Below are 15,916 nucleotides of genomic sequence, written 5' to 3'. Positions count from 1 at the left end.
CTCTGTTCTTTTTAAGTTATCTTTTCATTTGTGATCAATTCGAAAACATTACTTGATTGAAGCGGAAGACGGCGAAAAAAGCATGTGCTCCTGCGGTTACTCGTCGCAAAGATATTGGACGAATAACAGTTCGTCCAATATCTTTCCTACGGGATTAGCGGGACAGGCGAGACCCCGCAGTGGAGCGCCAGCGACCGAGGAGACTCTTCGCCCGCCCCGTGGAAAGCGTCCACCTGGAGCGCAAATCAGCGGTATATACTAGAACCTACTCCTTAAAATACCCGGAATACTGGATTCATGGCTCACTAAATTTATATACTTTTTTGTATTGTAAGAAAAACCGGGAACGCCCGGTCCTTTAAGAAAGTACGGAGCTGCAAAAGTCAATCACGGATAGGTCGTGGACGATGCGATTACAATTAGAACTCATATCGATCAATTGGAACCGAACTTGAGTTATGATGGATAATATGTTGATTTTTATGAACCGAATAACCTAGTTGCGATATTGAAAGTTTCGCCAAATGGATGAAAGATGGTCTTGCAACTATATTTGTCAGATATGCTGATTGATTTGCCTCTGGCATTCTCGCTTCATTCAGCGTAACAATCATTTGTTCAGCCGTCTTTATTCCTATCCCATGCCCAAAATACGTACTATCTCCTAGAACAACAGCATTTTCTCCTCTCCAATAAGGGGTTTGTGGATGGAAGTCCGGATTTTCAAAATAGACGACATCTCCAGGCAGAAAATGGGTTGTGTAAGTTACATTTTTTCCAAGGTCAGGATCAGCATGCCAGCCGTATAAATAGATATTTTGAAAGTATTGATTAAATAAGGATTCGCCTATAACGTTTAGGAGCGCATGGTAATAGATAATAATCATTGCAGTTGCACATTCAAACGCATATTGTGAACTGTTCACGTAGATATCCTGAATCGCGTCTGATGGTTTTACTCCCTGCCGCAGCAAAAATCCGCCGGTACTCGTCAATTGCCAGTATTGAGGATTACAACGGGAATTTAAAAACCTTTCAAACCTCACTTTGCTTTGATTCATAGCTCTTGCACTTACTATAATATTTTTTCGCAACTTAAGTTCAAAAGATAATTCACCTATGAATTGATACGAGTAAACGACTGTATCTTCAATCATCCGTTGAATAATCATGCGTTCAATACTACCAGACGACCACAGGTCACCTTGTTGAAAGGGCATCCCCGATAGTTGAATCATAATATACCTCTTCCCAAGTTCTAGTATTAATCTACATTCTTACCTAGCATATTCAAGAATAGTCTTAATGTGTAGCTTTAATAAGCAGAGATGAAATTAAAGATTAAATTAACATAAACCTTGATAAATCAATAAAAATAGACACCCAATAGTATAGCTAATTGGGTGTCTATTTAGGGTTATTATTTAAGGAAAGTGATTCAAAACTGACGGCTTAATGTCGATGTCCAATCCTTTTTTCTTTTAAACCATTACTGGCGCTAAACGATTTGCAACTGTTTTAACTTCTTGCATTCCGTCAGCAATAATTTGTTCTGCGTGATCTGGATATTGATTGTGCCCTTCAATAATCACTTCTTCAATGTTTGTAATCCCGAAGAAATTCATGATCATGCGGACATAATTAACACTCATTTCAGCTGGAGCCATTTCTGGTGTTGAGTAAACTCCACCACGAGCGTTCAAGATGATGACTTTTTTATCTGGTACTAATCCAACTGGACCATTTTCACTATAACTAAACGTTACGCCCGCACGGTAAACGTAGTCAATAAACGTTTGTAGTGGCGCTGGGATGGTTTTGTTCCACAATGGGAATGCGAAAACTACGACATCAGCATCCATAAATGCGTCCATTGCTTTATTTGAAGCAGTTAAAATACGTTGTTCGATATCTGATAACTGCTCAGCTTGAGCTGATTTTTTCATAGCATTGAAGAAATCTTGACCGAAATATGGCATATCTTCTTTGAAAACATCAAATGTGTTGATGTTTAGTTCATTTGTTTGTGGTAATTCATTCATAAATACTTCGTGCATTTTACTAGAAACGCCTTCTGAAGAAGGACGGTTATTTGCTTTTACAACTAATATATTCATTTAAAGAAACTCCCTTTTACCCTAATTTTATATATCTTCAATTCGAGATATATATCAATAATAAAAGAGAGCAGCTTTGAAGTCAAAGACTATGCTCTCTTATTTTTATATTTCACAATTATCGTCTTTACAAATTCCCACATTGTCTTGTCCTAGTGTTTGTAGTTTTGAAGAAATTCCTTCTTCTTCTGCCACTTTTCTTAACGCTTCTGCAAATGCTTCTGCAGGTTGTGCACCAGAAATTGCATACTTACGGTTAATAACAAAGAAAGGAACTCCTTGCACGCCAAGTGACATACCTTCTTCGATTTCTTGTTTTACTTCTTTTTCAAATGCATTAGAAGATAAAACCTCAGCAGCTTGTGTGCGATCCAAGCCAATTTCTTCGATTAAGTTCAGCAAGACTTCGTGTCGACCAATTTCTTGTGCTTCGATAAAATATGCTTTTAATAAACGTTCACTTGCTTCAGCTGGTTTCCCTTGCGCTTCCGCCCATTTAGCTAACCTATGTGCATCAAACGTATTTGCGGCTTTAGCATTATCAAAATCAAATTTTAGTCCTACAGTCTGTGCTTGTTGATTAACCGAAGTTGTCATTTGTTTAGCGGCTTCAACGGTTGTTTGATATTTTTCAGCCAGTCTTTCATATGTTGATTTTTCTGAAATGGTTGGTGTACTTGGATCTAGTTGATATGCTTTAAATTGAACATCAATATTTTGAGCTAATCCAGTTAATTCAATCGCTTCTTCTAAGCGACGCTTTCCAATATAACAAAATGGACATACATAGTCCGACCATACTTCAATTTTCATTTTGTTCACCTCATCGTTATTTTAAAGTGTTCAACACATAGCCGCAATTTTTCTGCTTATGTTATAGAAGAAAATATTTCTTTATAGTAAAAAACCGACTCCTCAAAAAGGAATCGGTTACTATATTTTTCTTATTCACTCAATGCTTCAGTTAATACTGGTACTACTTGTTTTTTACGCGACACAACGCCTTTTAATAACCCTACATTGTTTACAAAGGGAACACCAAACGCTTGTTCTGCTTTTTTCGCTTGATTGCCTAAAGCTAATGCAACAGAGTCATTATTTAATATGTCCGTAACAACGAAGAAGAACAAATCGAGACCTTTTTCAGCAATGTTTCGGTAAATCAACTCTTCTAATTCGGTTTGACGATCCATTATGTCCGAAACTTCAACTGCGTTTATTTGCGCAATTTCAACTTTAAATCCACCCATACCAAATTCTTTTGCATCAAGTGATAACAAATCTTCAAGTGTTTTATCACTTAAGTCCGCACCCGCTTTTAACATGGCTAAACCGTACTCTTGTGCGTCCACTCCTGCGATGACTTCAAGTTCTTTTGCTGCAGAAATATCTTGTGCAGTACAAGTAGGTGACTTAAATAACAATGTATCTGAAATGATGGCAGACAACATTAATCCTGCAATGTTTGATGGGATGTCCACACCATTTTCTTTAAATAGCTTGTTTAAAATGGTTGCTGTGCATCCAACTGGTTCCGCACGGAAGTAAAGTGGGTCACCTGTTTCAAAGTTCGCAATACGGTGATGATCAATGACTTCAATCACCTGCACTTTGTCAATATCTTTCACACTTTGTTGTTTTTCATTGTGATCAACTAAAATGACGTTTTTTACATCAGGTGATGCAGTTTCAATTAATCGTGGTGCATCGAAACCGAATTTTTCTAAAGCAAACGCTGTTTCATTTTGTACTATTCCTAAACTTACTGCTTCTGCGTCCATACCTAACTCACGTTTTAAGTGCGCATAAACAATTGCAGATGTAATCGAATCTGTATCTGGATTTCTGTGTCCTAGTACATATACTTTTCCCATGTGTATCCCCCAATATTAAAATTCATACTGCCTATTTTATCATATCTATTTCTTAAACAAAATGGCTCCCAGTTGATCCTTGTTACCTAATAAATCATACAATGTGTACTGATCAAGAACAGCAAAATAAGCAACGAGTGCTTCATGTAATACGTTTTTTAATTTACAAACAGGTGTAATTACACATTGGTTTGTTGTGCAGTTAAAACATTCAACTAGATTAAAATCATCTTCTGTTTTACGCACGACTTCCCCAATAATGATATTTTCAGGTAATAAAGCAAGACGAATTCCGCCTCCTCTACCACGTACTGTTTCGATATAACCATGTTTGCCTAATTCATATGTGACTTTCATTAAATGATTTTTCGATATGTCGTACGCCGTTGAAATTTCTTGTATAGTCGATAATTCTGATTTGTCTTTTGCCCCCACGTACATTAAGACGCGAAGTGAAAAATCTGTGTACATTGTTAATCGCATGACTTCACCGTACTTTCTTCTTCATCATTATAGCGATTATGTCTATTCCGTGAAAGAAATGTGTTCGAATTATTAAAGAAGTATTTTATATATTGCTTTGAAATGAATTCAAGCGTATGGTTATGTTAATAAAAGATATAGGAGGAAACAAACATGTTATCTCAAAAAGCAATCGACATTGTTAAATCAACAGCTCCAATTTTAGCCGATAGAGGGGTAGATATTACAACCGTTTTTTACAAAAATTTATTTATCGCTCATCCAGAATTACTTAATTTTTTTAATCACGCAAATCAGAAACAAGGACGTCAACAAACCGCTCTTGCCAATACGGTTTACGCAGCAGCCTTACACATTGATAATTTAGGTGTATTAATTCCTGCAGTAAAACAAATTGCACAAAAGCACCGTTCTTTAGGTATAAAAGCTGAACACTATCCAATTGTAGGTAAATATTTACTTCTGGCAATTAAAGAAGTATTAGGAGACGCAGCAACGGAAGAAATCATTCAGGCTTGGGCGGATGCATACGGAATTATTGCAGATGTCTTTATTCAAATGGAAATTGAAATGTACAAAGAAGCTGCTGAGCAAGAGAATGGCTTTAGCGAATTTAAAAACTTTAAAATTGTTGACAAAGTTATTGAAAGTGACATTATTACTTCATTCTATTTACAACCTGAAGATAAATCAGCAGTTCCAACATTTATTCCAGGTCAATACATTACGGTCCGCTTAACCATTCCAGGTGAAACGTACTTGTTAAACCGTCAATATAGTTTGTCACAAGCGCCTAATCAAGAAACGTACCGTATATCAGTGAAGAAAGAAACTGAAATGAGTCCTAACGGAAGAGCATCTGTATACTTACACCAAGACGGTCAAATTGGAGACATAATTGAAGTAAGTTCACCTGCTGGTGACTTCTATATAGATTTAGAAAGCACACGTCCAGTGGCATTAATCAGTGGTGGTGTAGGAATTACACCAATGATGAGTATGTTAGATACGATTGCTAAAACATCTCCTACTCGTCCTGTAACTTTCTTACACGGTTCAAGAAATAAAGCTTTGCACCCATTTGATAACGATGTTCGCGATTTAATGTCGACAATGGAAGATTTAACTTACTTAACGTTATATTCAGATGAAAATCAAATGCTTACAAAAGAAATTTTAGCAGACAAAGTTCTCTCAAATAGTGATATTTATGTATGTGGACCTGTACCATTTATGAAAGCAATCATTCAAAGTCTTTACGATTTAGGTTTTGAAGAAGGCCATGTACACTACGAGTTCTTCGGACCAGCTGTAGCGCTTGAATTAGTTCACGCTTAATACAGGATCTAAGTTTCTGGATCGATTTGGATTGAAAACCTGGCACCATAACCTCAGGATAAAAGACGCCGATTGAAGTGACTCTGTCTCTTCAATCGGCGTCTTTCGTTTAGGTAATCCTATGGCGTATGGACGCCCTTCTCTAGCCTGAAACCTACATGCATATAGTATTTTTTGTTTGGTAAATGAGAAAATAGACACTGATTAAATCGCAAGAAAAGCTATCACCCAATTGCGGTGATAGCTTTTTCAGTTTGAATAGTTGCAATAAAGTCGATTGACAGCTCATTAAATTTATCAGGTTGATCAATGTTACACACATGACCTGAGTCTTTAATTTTAATAAGGTTAAATTCCGAGTTACGCTTCACCACTTCTTCTACAGGTGGCATAAACAAGTAATCCTCCACTCCCATCAAGAATAGGGTTGGAATGGCATTTGTTTTAATTTGCAGTCTAGTTAAGTAAGGATTAATTAACTTAGTTAAAGAAAACCATTTAATAAACTCTTTTTGACACATCTTTTTCGCTTGGTTGACAAAAAATGAACGTGATTCTTCATGACGTTTTTTCGGCATAATAATCCAAGCAAATAATTTATATAACAGCATATACGGAATGAACCGCTTTGTAACGCGTCCTGTCCATAGCAACAATTTTGTGCGAATATCTAGACGAATGATAGCCCCACCTAAAATAAGGGAAGAAACTCGTTCAGGAAAACGTTCTGCCATCGTCTGGGCAACGATTGTTCCAAGCGACATTCCAATGACATGTGTGCGTTTTATATTTAATTCATTTAAAACAGTTTTCACTTCATCTGCAATATGGACAAAGGAATCGCCTTTTTTCCAAAGTCCACGGGATGATTTACCGTGTCCTCGTAGGTCGATTAGTAAGACATTATGTGATTTTCTAAACTCTCGTATTTGCTTGTACCAAATAGAAGAACTACCACCCGCTCCATGAACAAATGATACCCAAGGGGCAGATGGTGAAGCAATATAGGTTTTATAGTGAAGCAATTTGCTCAAACTCCTCTAGCATTCTCTTTTCTCTATTAAACCACCTTACATGTTGTGGTATCAACAGATTTGGCTAGATTAATATGTCCACATGCTCCATTTCCCGATGTCGACGAAGCCAATTCTCTTATAGATAGCACCTGCAGAGGGGTTGTCATAAAACAGACACAACATTTTATTCTCAGCTAATAACTCACGACAAAGCTTCGACATACAGTAAGTTGCAAGTCCTCTTTTCTGATGCTCAGGCAAAGTTCCTACACCGACAATCATCGCAGATTGACTATTTTCAGCTGTGCTCGACGCAGAACTAATGATGGTGCCTTGTTCTTTGATAAAGTACACTCGTGCAAGCGCTTTTTCTAATGACACTTGCTTATGTTCGACACTATAATTACCTTCAGCAAATTCAGGGATAGCTTTCATCTGTTCGATAATTGCTTCCGCATCTTTAGCACGACCCTTTTCTATAATGATTCCTTTTGGAATAGTTGGGAGAAATTCTGCGGTTTCACATTTAGCGTAATAAAGTATGCGTGGTTTTTTCGGTTGTGCTGTTATGTAAGGAGTTAATTTATTAACCATTTCTTCAATTCCAGACAGATAACTGAATGATGAATCTGTATTGATAATATTTGCTAATCCTTTTGCATCAAAATCCTCTGGGGCATAGATGATGAAGTTCTCATCATATTTTAACAAAACGGCCCTTAAATCACCTCGGTCATTGAAATCTCCCCACAAAGTTTGGATTGTTGAATGAAATCCATAGCCTTCAATATCTCCAATAATAAAGACATTTTCCGCAGGTTTTTGAGATACGAAATACATGGTTTGTTGACGATCAGTTTCTTGTAATTTCCGTATCACATGAATCCACCTACCCTTGTATCTTTAGTCTCTATGTTCCCCCAATTAAAGGATGTTAGATTTCATAACTATTAAAATATTATACCAAATATTACCCATTAATTTCTTTTTTAGTGATAAAATGAGTTTAAAGTAGTGCGCATTATAGATGAAAGTGATAATATTATACTAATTGCATTACATATCTTTTGATATAGAAAAGAGGTTATTTATGGTAAAGAAAATGGAGAAAAAGTATATACCGCTTGCTTCTTTCTTTTCAGAAGCATCACAAAACGAAGTCACTCTTACCTATACAGTTATCGAAAATATTGTTGGTCAACAATTACCAAATGCAGCTTACTTAAATAACAGTTGGTGGAAGAAGACCAAACCACCTGCCACTCACTTTTTAGCTTGGGTTAATTCTGATTACACAGTAAAGGATATTGAATTAGGTCGCTCCGTTACTTTTATTAAAGAGAGCGAAGCAATTGATATGGGTCTATCTTCTGCTAAACCAAAAAACATATTAATTATTCGCCCTGTTGATTTAGATGACGCTCGTGCCATTATTAACCTGCATCAAGATATTGATGCAGAATCCGATTTTATGATTTTTGGCAAAGATGAACGGAAAATGAGCGTACAATTAATTCGCAAGCGTATTGGGGAATGGAAGAAATCAAAGAATTCAGGAATGTTTGTTGGCATCCTTAACGGGGAATTCGCTGGTTTTGTGGCATTAATTTCCGGTCCATCTTCTCGCACTAATCATCGTGCTTCACTTGTAATTGGTGTACGAAGAGCTTTTTATGGGCATGGCGTTGGGACAACTTTAATGAATAAAGCAGACGTTTGGGCACAAGAAGTTGGTATTACCCGCTTAGAACTAACAGTTATCGAGAAAAACGAAAGAGCCATTACCCTTTATAAAAAAATGGGATATACCATTGAAGGTACCCGTCCTAACTCTCTGTTAATTGACGGAGAATATGTAAATGAGTTTTATATGGGGAAAAATATATAACAAAAAAAACGTCGAGAAGTTCCGACGTTTTTTTATGCCATTTAGTCTAATTGTTTTTAGATACCACTTCTATGGTATTCAAGATTGTCTGAGTTAGAATTTTAATTCCTATATGGATACTTTCATGATTAAATGTCATATTAGGATGATGTAATCCAGGAGATAAGCCGCATCCGAGCCCAAGCATCGTCGATTTTAAATTTGGTTTATGCAAGCCATAAAAATGAAAGTCTTCTCCACCTGGCGTCGTGATTCGCGGCTTCAAGTTTTCACTACCCAATACAGAGATAATTGCTTGCTCCATAAGGTCATAAGCCTCTTCATTAACAATTGCCGCGATTAACCCTTTTTGAATAGTAAATTTAATCTTCACATGATAAATTGACTCCACACTGCGAATGACTTCAGACACTTTTGTTCGTAAAATCTCCATTGCCTCATTCGTTTGAGCACGTGCGTCAAGTGTAAATGAAGCTTTGCCTGGAATGATATTACCTGTCTCACTTCCAGCAATCAATCTAGTCATCTTCACTGAATAAGGGATGAGTGGATCCATGCGTAGAGATTCCACTCCACGAACAATCGCCGCCCCTACTTCAATTGAATTTTGACCAAGATGAGGTCTAGCAGCATGGGCATCTTCTCCTTCAATCGTGCCTTTTATTAGACCTGCTGCTCCATGGCATATCGCAGCGGATGCTGTACCATCTGGAATTTCTTGAATGGGTCGAAGATGAACACCAAATAAGTAATCCACATTATCTAAAACACCTAGACTTAGTAACTTTAACGCTCCTTGTCCTTTTTCTTCTGCAGGTTGAAAAATCCATTTGAAACGAATATTCTCAGGGAAACCTTTTTGTTTCATTGCAAGTAATGTTCCAAAACCTATAGTCATATGAGCATCATGACCACATGAATGATTTGCTCTAAATACTCCATCTACTTCTTGCCAAAGTGCATCCATATCTGCACGAATGCCAATACAAGTTGGTCCTTCTCCAATCTCAACTACTAAACCCGTACAGCCATCAAAAGTTTGAACAGAAAACCCTTCTTGTTCGATTATTTTTTTTAAGTAAGCAGTTGTTCCAATCTCTCTCCAACTTGCTTCTGGATGTTCATGTAAATATGTAAACACCTCATTTATTTTGACCCTGTGTGAATCCTTACTGTCTTTCATAATTTTCACCTCATGAACATGTTGTTTCTATTACATTATCTTATTTGAGCAAAAATATGAACTTATGATAGACATTCTTATACATATTTCGTAATTGCCGGATTATTACTAAACGTTTTAGTATTCAATAATGATATACACCTACATATTTTACCGATATTTAGATACCATTGGATGTCCTTTTTCTGAAAAGCGATATGGGTAATGAACCGCTTCTCCTGTATTTTGAATACCTACACGTGGACCTATTTCAATTTCAATATCCCTCTGTCCCGGGGCAATAAAAAGCGGTTCTTTTGACCAATGATGACCATAGTAACTCATACGCACATCTAGCGCTTTCGCTAATTTACCCGGACCATTCGTCCAGTTTTTCATTGGCGTTGTTCCCCTAAATTTCCCCATTAACTCTTGACCAATTATGGGTTCACCAGCCCTCAGCAACACCGCTTGTGGTTTATCAGGAGGTCCACTGACAACGTTCATTAGTGTATGTGTGTGCATTTGATATGTATAAACGAGGCCTGCCTCACCAAACATTATTTCAGTTCGTTTTGTTCGTCTATTCCCATAACTATGCGCAGCTCGATCTTCAGGTCCCATATATGCTTCTGTTTCAATTATCTTTACAACCATTAAACCTTCCGCATGTTGATGAACAAGATATTGCCCCACTAAGTTTCGAGCAAGTTCAATAGTTGGTTGTTGAAAAAAATCAGGTGAAATTGGTTGGAAATTCATGTGTAATCTCCCTTCTTTTATTATACTAAAACAATACATCAATTTTTAACGAAGAGGGGAAGATACGTATGAAAGAAATCATTCAAGATCTCCAACATTTTAGAGATGACCGAGGATGGAGTGGTAATCATGATGCGCGCAGCTTAGCTATTTCTATATCACTTGAAGCGAGCGAACTGCTCGAATGTTTTCAATGGCGTTCAGGTGAAGAAGCAATTACTCATGATAAACAAGCAATAATTGATGAAATGGCTGATGTTTTTATTTACTTATTGCAATTATCAGATGTCCTTGGAGAAGATTTAATCATGGCTGCACGGGATAAGATGAAGAAAAATGCGATAAAGTATCCAGTTCCTTCAAAAATATAACAGATTCTTAGTACTTACTCCTATAGTCCTATTGAGTAATATATATCTGAATATTATATTAATAGTATAAGCATAAAGGAGATGACCGCATGAACAATTTGAAATGGTTAATTTGGATCGCTGCGGGCGCACTTCTCTTCTTTTATATAAGAACAGATATACCAAATCAAGACCAAGTAAGCGCAACTGAAACCCTTATTAAAACGTATGATCCAAAACTTAATCCAAACCAATCGTTAACCGACTACTTAATTTTCCGTGCCATGATTTCTGGCGAAGGGAAAATGGCAATAACAGGTAGTAGTGTAGCCTTTGGAACAGGGTCTTCCCATCAATCCAACACGTGGCGCGGTCTCATCGAAGTCAACTTCCGAAATTCGAACCCAGCTTTAAAGAAATTTAAAATATCCAATCATGGTCACCCAGGCTACACTTCGATTCGTTTACTCGAAGATCATGTCACTGCTCCCATTTTAAAAGAGCAACCCGATATCTTATTAATCGAGACATCAGTCATTAATAACCATAACAAAAATGTATCATTAACTGACACATTCAAATCATTGGATTCACTCTACCAATTGTACTCACAGGCTTTACCAGAAACACGCATTGTTTTCTTATCTCCAAATCCTTGTACAGAAAATAAATTTGGACCACCACTCAATCAGTTTGGTCTTAAATTCACGGATTATGTCAATGAAACTGCCATATATATTCAAAACCAAGGATGGACTTATTTCGATACACATGGCGCTATGCTCTATGATATGAATGCACAGAATGTTACACTCGCTTCAACTCTAAAAGATGGGATCCATCCAAACGACAGTGGATATAAAATTTGGGCAGATGTGTTATGGCCTTTTCTGAAACAAAAACAAGGGTCGTTACCAAACCCTATGTAATAAAAACACAACTCGTGAAGTATGAGTTGTGTTTATTTGGATATTCAAGTCGTTTATTCGGCTTCACGGACGTTTTATTCCGCTTCGCCCTTATTTTCCCAACAAAAAAAGAGGTTACCACTAGTACGGCAACCTCCTAACTTCTCATTATTCTTCGATTAAACCTTGTTCAATTAAGAAGTCACGTGCTACATCTTCAGCTTTTTCCCCGTCAATATCGACTTGGGCATTCATTTTTTGCATATCTTCCACTGAAATCTTACCAGCTAATTCGTTTAATACATCTTCAAGTTCCGGGTACGTTTCTAGTGTTTCTTGACGTACAAGGGGGGCTGCATCGTATTTAGGGAAGAACCCTTTATCATCTGTTGTAATTTCTAAATCAAAACGTTCAATACGGCCGTCTGTTGTAAATGCTGTAATGACATCAACATCCCCACGCTTGACTGCTTCGTACATAATATTTGGATCTAAGCTTTCATTTTTAGAGAATTCAAATGGATATACTTTAACTAATGCATCGAAACCATCCCCAGGACGCTCATAAAATGCGTGAGGTGCACCGAATACGATGTCCTCTGATTTTGATGCTTCGACTAAGTCAGAATATGTTTTTGCGTTATAATTTTGGTCCTTACTATATGCTAAAGTGTAGGTATTTTCAAAACCAAGTGGCTCTAACCATGTTACACCATACTTCTCTTCATATCCTTTACGAACGCGCTCTAATATACTTTCAGAACTTTCACCTTGTTCAAGATCTTCTTCTAATACTGATTGCAAGCCAGTGCCTGTATATTCTACATAGACATCGATATCACCTTTTTCAAGTGCTGGTGTTAAGATTGCTACTTCACCTAAACCTGCTTTGTATTCCACAGCATAATCCGTTTTGGCTTCCACGTATTGACCTAATAGTTGAGGTAGAATGAACTGCTCCGTAAATAGCTTTCCACTAAAGATAATTGGTTCACTTGTGTCCCCCCCAGCATCGTTTGAAGATCCGCAACCAACTAATGCAATAGATGCAAAAAGTGCTACCCCTATTAATCTTTTTTTCATTTTCATTCCCCCTAATGTATTTTCATTCCTTTTGGCGTTGCTTTCTTTTCAACCATTTTCAATATGAAATCAAAGCCAATAGCAAGCAACGCTACAGGTAGTGCACCTGCTAAGACAAGCGAATTATTATACGATTGTAAACCACGGTATATGACATCCCCTAAACCTCCGGCACCCACAAATGTAGCAAGTGTAGCAATTCCTACAGTTAACACAGTGGCTGTTCGAATGCCTGCCATGATAAAAGGCAGAGCAAGTGGAAATTCAAGTTGTTTTAGTATTTGAGTACGTGTCATCCCCATTCCACGACCTGCTTCGATAATGGAAGAATCGACACTTGTGAGTCCCGTGTACGTATTACGTAAAATAGGAAGTAGTGCATAAATAATAAGTGCAATGAGCGCAGTATTAGAACCAATTCCAATGAGCGGCACTAAAAATCCGAACAGTGCTAGACTTGGTATTGTTTGAAAAACTGCTGTAATTCCTATAACTGGTTCTGCATATTTTCCATAGCGGGCAATCAATATGCCAAGTGGTAACGCGATAGCAATTCCAACCGCTAAAGCAACAAAAGATAAGTAAATGTGTTGGAGGAACGCTTCTATAATGAGATCAGAACGACTTTGAAGCGTCTCTAAAAATTTAGTCATGAGAAGGAGCACCTTCTTCCTTTGCAACTACAGCATTCAAAATGGCTGATTGGGTGATATAACCAACTAATTCGTCATTGGTGTAAACAGCCAATACATCTGTATGTGGTTGGTCTAGCAATGTAATGGCGACTTCCACATTTTCTGTCGAGTTTACAGTGACAATCTGCTCGCTAATTTTGGATTGCAAAAAATACGAAGACAGTTCCCTGATTTTACGCTTTCCAAAAGTTCGTTTTCGATTGATTCGATCTTGTCCAATAAAATTACGTACAAAGTCATTTTTAGGCTCGTGGATAAGGTCATTTGAAGAACCTATTTGTTCCACTTCCCCAGCACGTAACACAATAATGTGGTCGGCTATTTTTAAAGCTTCATCCATGTCATGCGTGACAAAAACAATAGTTTTATTAATACGTTTTTGGAGGCTTAGTAATTCATCTTGCAGTTGTTCTCGACTAATCGGATCAAGTGCGCTAAATGGTTCGTCCATTAACATAATATTAGGATCTCCAGCAAGTGCGCGTACAACTCCAATGCGTTGTTGCTGGCCTCCACTTAGTTCAAGAGGGAAACGCTCCAAATACGTATCTGGATCAAGTCCGACAATATTCATAAGTTCGCGTATTCGAGTCTGTGTTTTTTCTTCTGACCATCCTTTTAGTTTAGGTACGATTGAAGCATTTCTGGCAATCGTCATATGAGGAAATAAGCCAATGCGCTGAATTACATAGCCAATGGAACGTCTGAGTTCCACATCGTCTCGATCTTTAATGGATAATTCATCAATCAATACCTCACCAGAAGTTGGTGCTTCCAAGTGATTTATCATTTTCATTAATGTAGTTTTCCCGCATCCACTTGGACCAATAATTACGGTTAACTTGCCTGTTGGGATAGTTAATGAAACGTTTTTTAATGCTTCTGTCCCATCCGCAAACTGCTTAGTGACTTGATCAAATCGAATCACAGCTTCAGCTCCTTTTTAAGCTTCAGTATGTATATCTATTTTCTATTACCCTAATTACTATAATAAGTATGCATGAATAACTTATTTTTTTCAAAAATGAATGCTCCTCCTAAAACAATTATTGGAAGGAACATTCTATTCTACTTCATTCAGTTTTTCGAGATTATATTCTTAATCCTGATATTCTAGGAATTTCTTCTATGTAAGAAAGAAGAAATTTAGGCATATTAATTCTTACCCTTGTTTTGAAACAAACTCAATGTGAATAGAGTCTGCGATTTTTTGATACCCTATCTCTTGATAAATTTTGTTAGAAGTTGGGTTCATCATATCTGTATATAGTACACAAAAATCATAAACCTTTAATAGTTCTTCACTCCCGGCAGCTACCAAAGTTCTTGCATATCCTTTTTTCCGTTCATCTTGTGGGGTATAGACAAAAGAAACTGTAACACCGTGCTCAGTAGGGCGGGCTTTCTTCATCATCGATACAATTTTCTCATCATCTTCCCAGAAGAAAACTTCTTGATTCTCCAAAAACTGTATGACACGTTCTTTGACGACTTCCATCGGTGGATTTTCTATTCCTGCATCGTTTCCAAATGCGACATACCACTCTTCAATTAAAGCCGCTTCGTCTTCCCTTGCATAGCGCCAAGATCCTGAACTCTTTTTAAGCGTTGTATTGACTTCGTCTAATCGATATATACCTTGATCCATTAATACTATTGATTTAAATTGAGTAAGCTCTTGCCATTTGTACGCAAATTTAGTAACAACAGATTTTAACCCGATTGCTGACAAAATTGGTATCCTTTTCGCAAAAAATTCATTTGATGCAAACGTCAGAATGTCGTCCATTATCGCTTCATTAATGATAATCATATTTAATGGATGAGGAGGTGTCATTTGAAAAAGAGCTACGACACGCCCTTCATTTTCAATTGCTACCATTAATGGATTGTCATAATGACCCACTTTTATACCTTGAAGTACACCACTAAACAAGCTATATAAATCTTCATTTTTTGTTAAATACGGTTGTGCTTTTTCTTCAAACTCTTGAACACTTTCATATTGAAAGAATTTCATTTTTCAAAGCCCCTTACGTGTTTTTAAAAATAATACACAAACCGAAATAGTTTGTCACCAATTTTTCAAAATAATAGGAATTCTATTTTTAAATAAATGATTCACTTATAAATAGGTTCCTTTTTCTTCAAAAGTGAACTATTTACTGCCTTCTTTCGTTTACTATATGTAAGGAAGTTGTGAACATTTTTATGCTTCTGTATGATGTAAATAGAGTAAT

17 protein-coding genes are annotated in these 15,916 nt (G+C 37.0%); 4 read left to right on the top strand and 13 right to left on the bottom strand.

Translation table 11 applies throughout. From position 1 onward, the window contains the following. Positions 1-419: 419 nt before the first annotated feature. From E2636_RS01900 to E2636_RS01880, 5 genes are all read right to left on the bottom strand, one after another. Positions 420-1,238: a protein-glutamine gamma-glutamyltransferase gene (locus tag E2636_RS01900; RefSeq protein ID WP_134208501.1), complete on the bottom strand. Its 819-nt coding sequence runs from the start codon at positions 1,236-1,238 to the stop codon at positions 420-422. Positions 1,239-1,481: 243 nt separating this feature from the next. Continuing rightward, positions 1,482-2,117 carry an FMN-dependent NADH-azoreductase gene (locus E2636_RS01895; RefSeq protein ID WP_134208499.1) on the bottom strand — a complete coding sequence of 212 codons (636 nt, stop codon included), beginning with the start codon at positions 2,115-2,117 and terminating at the stop codon, positions 1,482-1,484. Positions 2,118-2,222: 105 nt separating this feature from the next. Continuing rightward, the gene (locus E2636_RS01890) at positions 2,223-2,930 is read right to left on the bottom strand and encodes a DsbA family oxidoreductase (protein WP_134208497.1); all 708 of its coding nucleotides are present in this window, start codon (positions 2,928-2,930) and stop codon (positions 2,223-2,225) included. 131 nt (positions 2,931-3,061) lie between these two features. Further along, complete coding sequence (locus E2636_RS01885) at positions 3,062-3,991, bottom strand: manganese-dependent inorganic pyrophosphatase (protein ID WP_134208495.1); 930 nt, start codon at positions 3,989-3,991, stop codon at positions 3,062-3,064. Positions 3,992-4,036: 45 nt separating this feature from the next. Next, positions 4,037-4,474, bottom strand: coding sequence for an Rrf2 family transcriptional regulator (locus tag E2636_RS01880; RefSeq protein WP_134208493.1), 438 nt, complete (start codon positions 4,472-4,474; stop codon positions 4,037-4,039). A gap of 153 nt (positions 4,475-4,627) precedes the next feature. Between E2636_RS01880 and hmpA the strand changes: the two genes are divergently transcribed. Beyond that, a complete protein-coding gene (hmpA, locus tag E2636_RS01875) occupies positions 4,628-5,812 on the top strand; it encodes an NO-inducible flavohemoprotein (protein WP_134208491.1) in 1,185 nt (394 codons plus the stop codon). A gap of 224 nt (positions 5,813-6,036) precedes the next feature. On the opposite strand, the gene E2636_RS01870 is transcribed toward hmpA, so the two are convergent. Both E2636_RS01870 and E2636_RS01865 read right to left on the bottom strand, forming a co-directional pair. Further along, positions 6,037-6,837: an alpha/beta fold hydrolase gene (locus E2636_RS01870; protein ID WP_134208489.1), complete on the bottom strand. Its 801-nt coding sequence runs from the start codon at positions 6,835-6,837 to the stop codon at positions 6,037-6,039. 78 nt (positions 6,838-6,915) lie between these two features. Beyond that, entirely contained in the window at positions 6,916-7,707 is a 792-nt protein-coding gene (locus E2636_RS01865) for a GNAT family N-acetyltransferase (protein WP_134208487.1), read from the bottom strand. 211 nt (positions 7,708-7,918) lie between these two features. Between E2636_RS01865 and E2636_RS01860 the strand changes: the two genes are divergently transcribed. Further along, complete coding sequence (locus tag E2636_RS01860; protein WP_134208485.1) at positions 7,919-8,716, top strand: GNAT family N-acetyltransferase; 798 nt, start codon at positions 7,919-7,921, stop codon at positions 8,714-8,716. Between the two features lie 46 nt (positions 8,717-8,762). Here E2636_RS01860 and E2636_RS01855 read toward each other — a convergent pair whose 3' ends face one another. Both E2636_RS01855 and E2636_RS01850 read right to left on the bottom strand, forming a co-directional pair. Then, positions 8,763-9,899, bottom strand: coding sequence for a M20 peptidase aminoacylase family protein (locus E2636_RS01855; protein ID WP_134208483.1), 1,137 nt, complete (start codon positions 9,897-9,899; stop codon positions 8,763-8,765). Between the two features lie 150 nt (positions 9,900-10,049). Then, entirely contained in the window at positions 10,050-10,640 is a 591-nt protein-coding gene (locus E2636_RS01850) for a DNA-3-methyladenine glycosylase (protein ID WP_134208481.1), read from the bottom strand. A 68-nt stretch (positions 10,641-10,708) separates the two neighbouring features. On the opposite strand from E2636_RS01850, the gene E2636_RS01845 reads away from it, so the two are divergent. Further along, positions 10,709-11,011 (top strand): nucleotide pyrophosphohydrolase, encoded by a 303-nt coding sequence (locus E2636_RS01845; protein ID WP_134208479.1) that lies wholly within the window; start codon positions 10,709-10,711, stop codon positions 11,009-11,011. A gap of 89 nt (positions 11,012-11,100) precedes the next feature. Continuing rightward, entirely contained in the window at positions 11,101-11,919 is an 819-nt protein-coding gene (locus E2636_RS01840; RefSeq protein WP_134208477.1) for an SGNH/GDSL hydrolase family protein, read from the top strand. Between the two features lie 147 nt (positions 11,920-12,066). Here E2636_RS01840 and E2636_RS01835 read toward each other — a convergent pair whose 3' ends face one another. From E2636_RS01835 to E2636_RS01820, 4 genes are all read right to left on the bottom strand, one after another. Next, a complete protein-coding gene (locus E2636_RS01835; RefSeq protein WP_134208475.1) occupies positions 12,067-12,981 on the bottom strand; it encodes an ABC transporter substrate-binding protein in 915 nt (304 codons plus the stop codon). 11 nt (positions 12,982-12,992) lie between these two features. Then, positions 12,993-13,634, bottom strand: a complete 642-nt coding sequence (locus E2636_RS01830; protein ID WP_134208472.1) for an ABC transporter permease — start codon at positions 13,632-13,634, stop codon at positions 12,993-12,995. Continuing rightward, a complete protein-coding gene (locus E2636_RS01825) occupies positions 13,627-14,604 on the bottom strand; it encodes an ABC transporter ATP-binding protein (protein ID WP_134208470.1) in 978 nt (325 codons plus the stop codon). Before E2636_RS01825 ends, E2636_RS01830 begins: the two co-directional genes overlap by 8 nt. Positions 14,605-14,838: 234 nt before the next feature. Further along, the gene (locus tag E2636_RS01820) at positions 14,839-15,696 is read right to left on the bottom strand and encodes a GNAT family N-acetyltransferase (RefSeq protein WP_134208468.1); all 858 of its coding nucleotides are present in this window, start codon (positions 15,694-15,696) and stop codon (positions 14,839-14,841) included. Positions 15,697-15,916 lie beyond the last annotated feature (220 nt).

This window comes from Paenisporosarcina antarctica (genome assembly GCF_004367585.1).
Taxonomy (GTDB): domain Bacteria; phylum Bacillota; class Bacilli; order Bacillales_A; family Planococcaceae; genus Paenisporosarcina; species Paenisporosarcina antarctica.
Note: the sequence above shows the minus strand (reverse complement) of the source record. Positions and strands in the feature narration are given on the sequence as shown.

Coding starts and splice junctions, on each gene's coding strand:
- E2636_RS01900 (WP_134208501.1), bottom strand. CDS start 1,238: ATGATTCAACTATCGGGGATGCCCTTTCAACAAGGTGACCTGTGGTCG.
- E2636_RS01895 (WP_134208499.1), bottom strand. CDS start 2,117: ATGAATATATTAGTTGTAAAAGCAAATAACCGTCCTTCTTCAGAAGGC.
- E2636_RS01890 (WP_134208497.1), bottom strand. CDS start 2,930: ATGAAAATTGAAGTATGGTCGGACTATGTATGTCCATTTTGTTATATT.
- E2636_RS01885 (WP_134208495.1), bottom strand. CDS start 3,991: ATGGGAAAAGTATATGTACTAGGACACAGAAATCCAGATACAGATTCG.
- E2636_RS01880 (WP_134208493.1), bottom strand. CDS start 4,474: ATGCGATTAACAATGTACACAGATTTTTCACTTCGCGTCTTAATGTAC.
- hmpA (WP_134208491.1), top strand. CDS start 4,628: ATGTTATCTCAAAAAGCAATCGACATTGTTAAATCAACAGCTCCAATT.
- E2636_RS01860 (WP_134208485.1), top strand. CDS start 7,919: ATGGTAAAGAAAATGGAGAAAAAGTATATACCGCTTGCTTCTTTCTTT.
- E2636_RS01855 (WP_134208483.1), bottom strand. CDS start 9,899: ATGAAAGACAGTAAGGATTCACACAGGGTCAAAATAAATGAGGTGTTT.
- E2636_RS01850 (WP_134208481.1), bottom strand. CDS start 10,640: ATGAATTTCCAACCAATTTCACCTGATTTTTTTCAACAACCAACTATT.
- E2636_RS01845 (WP_134208479.1), top strand. CDS start 10,709: ATGAAAGAAATCATTCAAGATCTCCAACATTTTAGAGATGACCGAGGA.
- E2636_RS01840 (WP_134208477.1), top strand. CDS start 11,101: ATGAACAATTTGAAATGGTTAATTTGGATCGCTGCGGGCGCACTTCTC.
- E2636_RS01835 (WP_134208475.1), bottom strand. CDS start 12,981: ATGAAAAAAAGATTAATAGGGGTAGCACTTTTTGCATCTATTGCATTA.
- E2636_RS01830 (WP_134208472.1), bottom strand. CDS start 13,634: ATGACTAAATTTTTAGAGACGCTTCAAAGTCGTTCTGATCTCATTATA.
- E2636_RS01820 (WP_134208468.1), bottom strand. CDS start 15,696: ATGAAATTCTTTCAATATGAAAGTGTTCAAGAGTTTGAAGAAAAAGCA.